Origin of the sequence: uncultured Nostoc sp., from assembly GCF_937863485.1 — a bacterium.
Lineage (GTDB): Bacteria > Cyanobacteriota > Cyanobacteriia > Cyanobacteriales > Nostocaceae > Nostoc.
Window position 1 is genome coordinate 39,548 of sequence record NZ_CALMFY010000098.1, and the last position, 10,840, is coordinate 50,387.

At 41.4% G+C, this 10,840-nt stretch carries 7 protein-coding genes; 3 read left to right on the forward strand and 4 right to left on the reverse strand.

All coding sequences use genetic code 11. From position 1 onward, the window contains the following. Positions 1-316: 316 nt before the first annotated feature. The 3 genes from Q0541_RS13025 to Q0541_RS13035 form a co-directional block, all read right to left on the reverse strand. The gene (locus Q0541_RS13025) at positions 317-763 is read right to left on the reverse strand and encodes a DUF3598 family protein (RefSeq protein ID WP_298910842.1); all 447 of its coding nucleotides are present in this window, start codon (positions 761-763) and stop codon (positions 317-319) included. A gap of 430 nt (positions 764-1,193) precedes the next feature. Next, a complete protein-coding gene (locus tag Q0541_RS13030) occupies positions 1,194-2,615 on the reverse strand; it encodes an aldehyde dehydrogenase family protein (RefSeq protein WP_298910845.1) in 1,422 nt (473 codons plus the stop codon). A gap of 291 nt (positions 2,616-2,906) precedes the next feature. Next, positions 2,907-3,950, reverse strand: a complete 1,044-nt coding sequence (locus Q0541_RS13035; protein ID WP_298910848.1) for a nitrilase-related carbon-nitrogen hydrolase — start codon at positions 3,948-3,950, stop codon at positions 2,907-2,909. A 294-nt stretch (positions 3,951-4,244) separates the two neighbouring features. On the opposite strand from Q0541_RS13035, the gene Q0541_RS13040 reads away from it, so the two are divergent. The 3 genes from Q0541_RS13040 to Q0541_RS13050 all read left to right on the forward strand — a co-directional run bounded on the left by Q0541_RS13040 (position 4,245) and on the right by Q0541_RS13050 (position 8,079). Further along, on the forward strand, positions 4,245-5,174 hold the full coding sequence (locus Q0541_RS13040) for an NmrA family NAD(P)-binding protein (RefSeq protein ID WP_298910851.1): 930 nt from the start codon (positions 4,245-4,247) through the stop codon (positions 5,172-5,174). A gap of 717 nt (positions 5,175-5,891) precedes the next feature. Continuing rightward, entirely contained in the window at positions 5,892-6,383 is a 492-nt protein-coding gene (locus Q0541_RS13045; RefSeq protein ID WP_298910853.1) for a hypothetical protein, read from the forward strand. A 58-nt stretch (positions 6,384-6,441) separates the two neighbouring features. Continuing rightward, entirely contained in the window at positions 6,442-8,079 is a 1,638-nt protein-coding gene (locus tag Q0541_RS13050; protein WP_298910855.1) for an ATP-binding protein, read from the forward strand. A gap of 33 nt (positions 8,080-8,112) precedes the next feature. Here Q0541_RS13050 and pbpC read toward each other — a convergent pair whose 3' ends face one another. Beyond that, positions 8,113-10,533 carry a penicillin-binding protein 1C gene (pbpC, locus tag Q0541_RS13055; RefSeq protein ID WP_298910857.1) on the reverse strand — a complete coding sequence of 807 codons (2,421 nt, stop codon included), beginning with the start codon at positions 10,531-10,533 and terminating at the stop codon, positions 8,113-8,115. Positions 10,534-10,840: the final 307 nt, after the last annotated feature.

Below are 10,840 nucleotides of genomic sequence, written 5' to 3' on the forward strand. Positions count from 1 at the left end.
TGGGTTATCGACATTAGTCTTAATGCACCAAAATCTAGGATGGTGCGTTAGCCTGCGGCATAACACAACGCCAGTTGCTACAACGGATAGCGCAGCGTAAAGCCTGCGGCATGGCAACTCTTAGAGACGCTCTTGCGTTCGCTTAGAGCGAGTCATCTCCCTTGGCGCTAGCCTCTCCCAATGTGAGAAGGGGAGACGCTTTAGCGCAACGAGCGTCGGGAGCCTCCGCAACGCACTGGCTCCCCTACAAAACTACTGGAGAATAAAGAAATAAAGAAATAAAGAAATGAGTGGTTATCTCTGAGGGGAGAAATTACTATTTTAGCCGTTCTTCTTGAATTAGGGTGCGTTGAAAGATTTGATTATTCTTAAACCAATGCCAAGTGCGGGCACGATTGTTATTGTCAGGGCTAATATAGATCATTTCATATAAGGTCATTTCTGGGCTTGTCTTATAAGCAAACCATAAAATAACAATTGAATCATCTACTTCCCAAGCTTTTCCTTGAATGCGATCGGTGTCAAACCAGAGCTTATTATCTTTATAGCTTCCCGGAAATTCATACTCTTCTCGTTTACCATCAGACCAATTGTAGCGATTGATTTGGTAGTAGGGATGAGGGCCATTTTCTGGAAATTGACAAGTTAAGTGAGACTCATACTTGTCAAGGATTTTTCCCGCTGTATCAATTAATGTATAAGTTCCTACCCAATCTCCTTCATGACGGGCAAGTACGGGCATTCCTTCTCGAATATTTGACATTGCAATTCACCTCTCAATAAACATAGGTAAAGCGTACAACACAAGGTAAAAATAACAGTTTGAGCGGGTAAGCAATGCTCACCCTACAAAAACTGCTGAATATTAGCATTGGCATTGTAAGTCGATACATTAACATTGTAAATTGATGCAATGCCATTGTGAATCGATACAATCGCATTGTGAGTCGATACATTAACATTGTAAGTTGATGCAATGCCATTGTGAGTTGATACAATGCCATTGTGAGTTGATACAATGCCATTGTGAGTCAATGCATTAAGTAAGTCGGCAAGAAAAATTCAATGTATATGAATCCACATAAATTTGTAGTAGCGTGTGTTATGCCGTAGGCTAACGCACCTTGAATTGTTGACGGTGCCGTACTCTCAGAGATAACGCACCCTACATTTGAATTTATTAACTGAGAGTGTCAAGCTTCACTATCAAACCACCAAGGGTCATTAGTAGCGTTAGTTTTGATCAAAATAGCTTTTTTTCGCATGAACCGTTTCAACGCTGCCGCACCCATGCGTGACCCTCCCAAACCAGAGAATTTAAAGGCGTTTTTCTCTCCTTCATGCATGAGGGCGGTGAGTGCAGCATCGTTGATACTGATGGCACCTGCATCTATCTGGTGGGCAACTTTTAAGGCTTCTGCTTCTGACTCGGCAAACACAGCAGCACTTAATCCATAAATTGAGTCGTTCGCTAAAGAGACTGCTTCCTCTACTGTGGAAAAAGGCATGACTGGCATAATCGGGCCGAAAGTCTCTTCGGTCATCACTTTCATGGAATGATTAACCTGGGTGAGAACTGTCGGACGACACCACCAACCTCCACCTAAGTCTTCAATTACACCGCCGCAGTGAATTACTGCTCCCTTTTCAACTGCATCTAGAAGATGGTCGCTAATAATTGTTGCTTGTCTTTCGGCGATGATGGGGCCAATTTCTCCACTTTCGACTGTAGGGTAGGCTAGCTCAAGGCGATAAGCTTTGGCTACTAGTTGATGGTAAAACTTTTCAAATATCGATTCAGCAACATAAATTCGCTCAATCGATAGGCATGACTGTCCGGTGTTGACGACGGAACCCCACAATATTGCTGAGGTTGCTAATTCTAAATTGGCTGATTCCAAGACGATCGCAGGATCTTTTCCTCCTAATTCCAAAAAAGCTGGAATAAACCGTTTAGCAGCCGCTTCTGCCACTTTTCTCCCTGTCGCTACACTGCCTGTAAAACATACCAAATCTACATTTTCAATCAAAACAGATCCGGTTGCGCCTGCTCCTTCAACAAAAGTTAAGACCTCGCGCAATTTGGGAACGGCGTTGAGTGCTGTTGTCAGTGGTGCTACGAAACGGGGAGCGATTTCACTGGGTTTAACAATCACGGCACAACCCGCCAGCAATGCCGGAATGGTATCAATGTTAGACAGCAACAGCGGAAAATTCCACGGGCTAATTACCCCAACTAGGGGATAAGGAACAGATGTTTGTTGCAAGGCGATAAACGGAATAGCTGTATTTTTTGCAGATTCTTGCAGCAATTCCGGCGCTAATCTACACCAGCGATCAATGCTAGAGAGGAAGGAGTCTATTTCTAATATCGAGGTTGATAATCTTCCAGTATCATTTACCAAAGCTTCCGTGAGGCGATCGCGTCCAGATAATATAGCTTGTTTCCACTGCTGTAAGGCTTCAATTCTCCCCTCTAAACCCAACTGCTGCCAGCGAACTTGCGCCCTGCGGGTACGCTTACATTGCTGTGCCAGCAGCCTTGGGGGCGGCGGGATAATTACGTAGTCAAATTTGCCAGTTCGGGGATTGCGGACTTCTATTGGTTTTGTCATGAGGCAGGAGTTTGGAGTTAGGAGTAGAGACGCGATTAATCGCGTCTCTACAGGAGTTATTTTTTTGTATTCCAATGCCCCATGACGCCACTTGCTTCTCAAGACAGGAGACGCTGCACGTAGCAAGATCCCCTACGGGGTACAACCGGGGAACCCAGGCAACGCAGTAGGCTCCCCAATGACACCACTTGCTTCTCAAGACAGGAGACGCTCTTGCTAGCAAGATCCCCTACGGGGTACAGCGGGGGAACCCGGACAACGCAGTGGCTCCCCAATGCGCCATTCCCAAATTCAAATTATTCCCAGTTTGGCTAACCGCTCAATGGTGGCTTGCTGGGTTTGGAGGAAGTGTTTGCGGTCTACTTCTCCCTCCAGCATAGTATTAGCGGGGTAAAAGTGTGACTGGCGGTAACTTTCGGCGTATAGCTCAAACCGCTGGCGTGCAAGTAAATTATTTAACCCCGGTCGGCGGCGATCGCGGCGTAATGCTCCTAAATCAATCTCTGCAAATGCTGCCATGCTCTCGCCTGCACCTGTCTCTGCTAAAACGATTCCGCGATGGTCAATGATTTTAGAGCCACCATCAGCGGAAGCGATGGGGATGGCAATATTAGCGATGCCTGCGGTATTGGCTGAAACTACGTATACCATATTTTCGACAGCGCGAGTGATTTTTGCCGCGTCTTTGGGGGTGAGGTTTTTGTTATACACTTCTGAGGTGGAATGCACAAAAATCTCCGCTCCTCGCATCGCCAGACTCCGCGCCACTTCTGGATATAAAATTTCTTCTGATGCTAAAGCTGCCAAATTACCGATCTCCGTTTTGGCTACGGGGAAAACTCCCTCTAAACCATAGCAGTCAAGATACTTATCCCAAACATCATGGGGTGTGGGAGCAAATAAGGAATTCAGCCGTCGATACCGCAAGACAATTGAGCCAGAGGGGTCAAGAATAAAGCAGGTTTGGAAGTACAATCCGGGAAAGTTGGGATCAACTTCGTAGGCGTTACCAGCCAAAAAGATTTTATGCTTTTGGGCAATTTTACCAAGTGCCTCATACTCAGCACCAGCCATCTCCACACCAGCTTTTTCTGCCCACCCTAAAAGAGAATCTCCCATCGGGAAACCAGTCAGGAAATATTCTGGCAGTACAATTAAACGACAATCAAAGCCAATGAAAGCGATACTGGCAGCAATTTGTTGAGCTAGGCGATTGATGGAGTTTTGCATGAGCGATCGCGCTTCGTGGCGATCGCTTGCTTGGTTGACTGCATGGCACGTAACTTGGAGTGCCAAGGCCCGGAATGAGTTGAGATTATCGGTGTTATTGTCCAAAATTCCTCACCAATTCTATAGAATGCGATGCCAACTCTTGGAGACGCTTTGCGTAGCTTGCTTCCCCGTAGGGGTACGGCGGGCTACGCCTACGCCACCCCAGAGCGATCGTACAAGTTTATCTGTCAATTCAGATCAAAACATCTGTGCGTAAGTCCTAGTCTTTGATCTTGTGATAACTGTACCAGCAAGGATAATTAGATTGTTTAAATCAGGTTGCTACTTAATTGTTGTTTGCTTCTCCTGTCTTTGTATAAACTTAATTTAAATAAAGAACTCCAGGTAGAAGAGAGAATGTCAAATTTCCCCGATCGCACAGAGTCAAACACCGATAAAGTCTTACTCATCGGAGTTACTGGCGGCACAGGTGGAAATGTCGTCAAGGGATTTCTCGAACAGGGAGTTACCAACCTGCGAGTCATCACTAGAGAAATTGATCTTAATCGTCCAACTCTTGTAAAGCTCAACGATGCCAAAGTTGAACTGGTAAAAGCCAACCTCGACGATGAAGCCTCTCTCGTAGCAGCCTTTGCAGGAATTTCGGCTGTTTATTGCCATGCTACTTCTGCGGACTCTCCTAAAATTGACCCGCTAGAGGTGGAGAGGGCAAAGCGAGTTGCACAAGTTGCAAAACTTGCTGACATCAAACACTTTGTCTACAATTCCGCAGGTGGGGCCGATAGGAATTCAGGAATCCCCCGCATTGAGCAAAAGTACCAAGTGGAGAAAATTCTCAAAGAAGCTGGCTTACCGACTACTATGTTGCGAGCTTGCTTGTTTATGGAGGAGTTTTGGAAGAAGTATACGCGACCTTCTATCCTCAAAGGTAGTTTCCCATTTTCCATTCAGCAAGACAAGCCGCTTCATCTAATTACAACGAAGGACATGGGCCGCGTTGCTGCCTACGTAATTAAACATCCCACCAAGTATATTGGTCAAGAAATTGAGCTAGCTGGCGATGTGCTGACTCCTCTTCAGATGGCAGAGGCATTCTCCCAAGCGCAGGGGATGAAAGTTGTCCACAAAGAGACACCCGCCTGGATTTTCTTACTCTTGCTGCAAAGGGAACTGTTCGATTTGATTCAGTGGTATCGCAAACAAGGTTATCAAGCCGATGTCCAGCGTTTACGAGAAGAGGAGTTTCCTGGACTTCTGACCACATTTAGGGAATTTCTGGCAGAAACCAACTGGGCAAATGCGGAGCTCACCTACGAGAGTCTGTGATCGGACTAGTAAACTGTGGCGAAAGTTTGCCTACCTTTAACAAGTTGCTGTGAGCAACTTGTTAGCCCCAAATCTTGTTAATTGAGATGGTGGCGTTATTTTTCCCGTGTTGTACTAGTGATATTTTAATGATTTCAACCTCAACTAGGTTTTGAAGTCAAATGTTCGAGTTCTGAAGGGGATGTTTGAGCTTCTGAAGTCCAAGTTTCGAGTTCACAGGGTCAAATGTGCAGTTCTGAGAGTGAAGCTTGGAGTTCAGAAGGGTAAGTTTCAGACTGTTTTGTTCGGATGTTGTAAGTCTGAAGTCAAGATTTCGGGTTCTGGAGTGGAACTGGGGATTGGAAGGCGATCGCTGCTTGAAAAAACTAAACTAGATTTTCCCCTTTCAAAAGATGGATAGCATATAGCTTATTCTTTTACAGTTATTGTTTACTTGCACTTCCTTATCTTCTCAAGTGTAAGTAGATTGCTTTAGTTCTTCATCATTATTATTTTAGGCAGTTTTTTACAGCAGAATTGCAGCAATCTCTATCAGTCGATAATTCCTCATTTAGATGTCTTTGCCCTATTAAATTCTAAGTAATAACACTTAAAGTTTGCAAAAACTAGGTGTTATTATATATAATATGAAAATAAAAATAATTTTTTTGGTAAATATAGACAAATTAGAAGAAAAAGAAATATTAATAAGTTAGTTCTTTTGTTACAAATAGACATATGGCTTTTGATTTAGATGAAATTGTTCAACTAGATATAGCTCAAATGAATTTAAATGAAGTACATTCAGTAGTATTTAGTTTACATAAACCTAAAATTCCTTTTGTAATTTGGTTACTAGAGAACCCTAATAGTCTATTGGCGTTACCTGGAAAAATTAGTCTGCGCCATCATGATTATATTCACATACTTTTAGGTAGAGGTATTTCTCCTCAAGATGAAGCTTTTGTAATTGGATTTACAATGGGTAATGACTTAAAGACTAATAAACTAGATTTATTCATATATAAATTTTTTGCTAAATTTATATATCCATATCCTTATAATTTTTCTACGTCAGATTTAATAATTTTTAATTTAGGTTTTATATATGGCAAAAGCATTAAAACAAAACAAATAAATAAAATTGACTTTGAAATTTATAAAACTGAAACTGTAGGATATTTGAGAAACTTTTTTGGGATTAATACTAAGTATATAAAACTTATGTAATCGGATTAAATTTGGTTACTATCTACTTTTAAGATAATATCTAAAGAATACTATTAAAATGCACCTACCTTATAAAGTGAGATTCGTTGCCTCTCAACTAGTAACTGTAACAGTACTGCTGACATTACTCTTGTTTCTTCCTCAAATTTGGCTCAACTGGCAAGCATATTATAACTTCAATAGTATTACTAAACATGAATTTAAACTACAAACACTGAGTGATGAAATTACTTATCTTGATGAAGTATTAACGATGTCAGCCCGCATGAATGCTGCTACAGGTAATTCTACTTGGGAGGAACGATATCGCCAATTTGAACCTAAACTTGACATTGCTATTAAAGAATCTATTAAACTGGCTCCTCAAGCATATAAAAATGAGGATGCTAAAAAAATTGATGTGGCTAATCAGCGCTTGGTTACAATGGAATATGAATCTTTTGAATTAGTTAAGAAAAATCACAAAGATACAGCACAACTACTACTTTCTAACCGCGAATATGAAACTCAGAAGCAGATTTATGCTGATGGTGTTGCAAAAAGGAACCGTAATATCTCACTTGAGTTACAGCAAAAAGTTGATGAATATTACAAAAGAATATTTTGGGCAGTTTTAGAATCTATTATAAGTTTAACAATGCTGATTCCGGCATGGCTTTTAGTATTGCATTTATTGCAGCAATACTTAAAGGCTAAAAAAATTGCACAAGCCGCTTTAGAAGAAGCAAATTGTAAGTTAGAAATGCAAGTGGCGGAGAGAACGGCAAAATTAAAATACAAAAATTTTCAACTACAACAAACACTGCAAAAATTGCAATACACTCAAGTACAACTTATTCAAACTGAAAAAATGTCCTCATTAGGTCAGTTAGTTGCTGGTGTTGCTCATGAAATTAATAATCCAGTTAATTTTATTTCTGGTAACTTGCTCCATGTTAAAGAATACAGTCTGCAATTACTAACTTTAATTAAACTGTATCAGCAATATTGTAATTATAATCCAGAAATAACTAGTCTGATTAAGAAGATGGATTTAGAGTTTATTATTGATGATATGCCGAAAATCTTATCCTCAATGGCAGTTGGTACTGAGCGCATTTGCGAGATTGTGCTAACTTTACGTAATTTCTCGCGTCTTGATGAAGCAGAAATGAAACCTGTTGATATTCATGAAGGAATTAATAGCACGCTATTAATTTTACAGCATCGTCTCAAAGAAAAGCATAAACAGCAAGAAATTGCAATAATCAAAGATTATGGTAATTTGCCTCTTATTGAATGTTATGCAGGAGGATTAAATCAGGTATTTATGAATATCTTCAGTAATGCTATTGATGCTTTATATGAACGGGAAGCAGAGTGTTTAAAAGGAGAGGGTAAAAAACACCATAGTTCTATTATTGTCCATACTCAAATTACAAATGAAGAGTGGGTGATTATTAGTATTAAAGATAATGGATCAGGAATAACCGAGGAAGTTAAGACTAGATTGTTTGACCCTTTCTTTACTACTAAACCTATAGGTAAAGGTACTGGCTTAGGATTATCTATTAGTTACCAGATTATAGTAGATAAGCATAAGGGAAAAATCAACTGTATTTCTGCACCTGGTAAGGGTACAGAGTTTGTGATTGAGATTCCTATCAAGCAGACACGGGAAGTAACTATATTAACACCAGATAGCAGGTCTAAATGATGCCGACAATCTCTGGGCGTTTACCCTATCTCCTTAAGAATTACTAATAGAAAATCCCCGACGCGTGGGTTTAAGACTAGCTAACTCTACCTGAAAACTTACCTTGTCGCTCATTTCCCCACTTCTCGCTTCCAAAGTCCACTTACCAGGACGCAGATACCAAAATAAAGAATTAGCTGAGTTTGTATCTAATTTTTCCCCATTCAGCCACCACTCTACAAGCGCAAATTTATTTCCCGCTAGCTTAAATTCCAATTTTTGCTTCGCTTCTTCACCTGGATACAGTAAGAATAAATCGCCATTATGGGGAGATAAAATTCTCAAATTGGTAGAAGTAAAATTTGATTGCTGTTGTTTTGCCAACCACTCATCATACTCTGATGGTAAATTGAACTTGTTTTCTCGTTCGTAGGCAATTTTATCTTCTGGATAGAAATATTCCTGCACTACTGAGGTACAATCTGGTGTTGGTCGTAACCCAGAAATTGCACAAACAGGTAATTGCACTAAACCTTCTGGGGGTGGAAAACCTGCTGGTTCTTGATGTTCGTGCAGGTGTAACATAATCCGATTCCACAAAGGTGCTGCCCCTGTAACGCCTGAAACTTGTCGCATCGGTTCACCGTTGAAATTGCCTACCCAAGTAGCGACGGTGTAATCTGTGGTAAAGCCAACTGTCCAAGTATCACGAAAATTGGAAGAAGTGCCAGTTTTAACAGCAGAAGGAAAGGGTAAATTTAACACAGAGTCTACACCAAACGCTGTGGCACGAGCATGGCTGTCACTGAGTATGTTGGTGATTAATTGCCATATCGTCGTCGAATTTTGGGAAAAGTTGTAAGGAGGGTTTCCCTCCGTAGCAAACTTTTGAAGACGGATTTTAGATTTGGGATTTTGGATTGGGGAATTGGAAAATGTACTTACTAAAGGAATGGCGTCTCCAAGTCGTGCCATAGTAACGTAAGCTCTAGCTAATTCCCATAAAGTGACTTCGCCACTACCTAGAGTCAAACCTAAACCATAATGTTCTGGTGTTTGATTGAGGTGTTCAAATCCCAGTTGATGTAGTCGTTCTAAGAAAGTTTCCACGCCTACCTTTTCTAATACCCGCACTGCTGGTACATTTAGGGAATTTGCTAAAGCGATTCGCACCCGCACTGGGCCAAGAAAGCGTTCGGTATAATCTGTTGGGCTATAAAGTTTCGCGCCGGGAATTGCATAATGGGCGGGTACATCTGCCAAAATGGTATTTGGGTGAATTAAATCTTTTTCTAAAGCTAATTCATACACAAAAGGCTTGAGAGTAGATCCTGGTTGACGTAGCGCCTGCACTCCATCATTGCCTCCCAGTTTTGCTTCATTAAAGTAATCAGGTGAACCGACATAAGCTAAAACTTCACCAGTGCGGTTGTCAATCACCAATGCAGCTGCATCATGGACATTGTTCGCGGCTAAGGAAGAAATTACCTGCTGCACCTGTGCTTCGACAAACTGCTGTAAAGGACGATTTATAGTCGTGCGAATAACGGATTGATCCCCCCTAGCACCCGTTAATAAGGGGGGAACATAGCCCGGCTTTTCAAGGGGGGTTGGGGGAATCTGATTGGCTAACCAAAATAAAAAGTGTGGTGCGGCGATAATTCCCTGTTGGCGAGACTGAAACACAACCTTTTCAGTGTGTGTTCGGGCTGCGTTCGTCGCAGACGTTGGCGCAGCCATCGCTCCACTAATATATCCTGACTGTACCATCCGATTAAGGACGTATTTTTGTCGCTGCTTCAGCCGTTCCCAATGCTCATAAGGGTTAAAGTATGTGGGATTATTGGGAATAGCAGCTAATAAACTAGCTTGAGCAAGATTCAACTCACTAGCTGGGATAGAAAAATAAGTCCGCGCAGCTGCTTCCACACCATATATATTCCCTCCCATTGGTAAACGATTGATATATGCAGAGAGGATTTCATCTTTGTTCATTCCAGCTGTTAACCGCCAAGATAGCCAAATCTCACTCACTTTACCAGAGAAGCTGCGAGGGACAGGATCTAACATCCGCGCCAATTGCATGGTAATTGTGGAAGCACCGGAAACAATTCTTTTCGCGTGGATGGCTTCTTTACTGGCGCGGATAACAGCTTTCATATCCAACGCCCCGTGTTCGTAAAAGCTGCCATCTTCGGCGGCTAAAATAGCATGGATAAACTGGGGAGAAACCTGATTTAGTGGTATTACTGATGTATGCTCTTGGTCACGGGTGAGCAGTGTTCCTAATGGTAAACCATTGCGATCGCTAAATTGCATTGCCAACTGATTTTGGGCAATATCTGCGGCACGAAGGGGCGCAAAATAAGGTAGTAAGCGTACAACTAGGCATATGAGCAGCCCAGCTAAGATAACTTTACTAGTTTTACGCAGTTTGTGCTTAATTTTGGTTAGCGATCGTGAAATTAGTTTCATCAGGGAATCCCCTGTCTAAGAAAACTTACCTTAATTTTTCCGCCGACTTACTTACATCTACATCAGTAAATATGTCAAATCCTTAATAATTCATTTTTACTAACTTAGCAAATCTAAATTAATGTTTGCGAAATTTAAATACTTCTTTATAGTTAAGAATTGTAGTTATTTTTTGGAACAATCACACTGTATTAGCTATCTATGTAAATAAACATAGTCAAATCCAACTTCTGAGTATAAATAGCTAGTCAATGGGCGGACTTTATTAGTGTTGGCATTGCTCACTTTATCAGGGAATGCAAACTTT

What these genes read in the sequence shown, in the direction of transcription:
- Q0541_RS13025 (WP_298910842.1), bottom strand. Translation starts at nt 763, where the DNA reads ATGTCAAATATTCGAGAAGGAATGCCCGTACTTGCCCGTCATGAAGGA.
- Q0541_RS13030 (WP_298910845.1), bottom strand. Translation starts at nt 2,615, where the DNA reads ATGACAAAACCAATAGAAGTCCGCAATCCCCGAACTGGCAAATTTGAC.
- Q0541_RS13050 (WP_298910855.1), top strand. Translation starts at nt 6,442, where the DNA reads ATGCACCTACCTTATAAAGTGAGATTCGTTGCCTCTCAACTAGTAACT.
- Q0541_RS13040 (WP_298910851.1), top strand. Translation starts at nt 4,245, where the DNA reads ATGTCAAATTTCCCCGATCGCACAGAGTCAAACACCGATAAAGTCTTA.
- pbpC (WP_298910857.1), bottom strand. Translation starts at nt 10,533, where the DNA reads ATGAAACTAATTTCACGATCGCTAACCAAAATTAAGCACAAACTGCGT.
- Q0541_RS13045 (WP_298910853.1), top strand. Translation starts at nt 5,892, where the DNA reads ATGGCTTTTGATTTAGATGAAATTGTTCAACTAGATATAGCTCAAATG.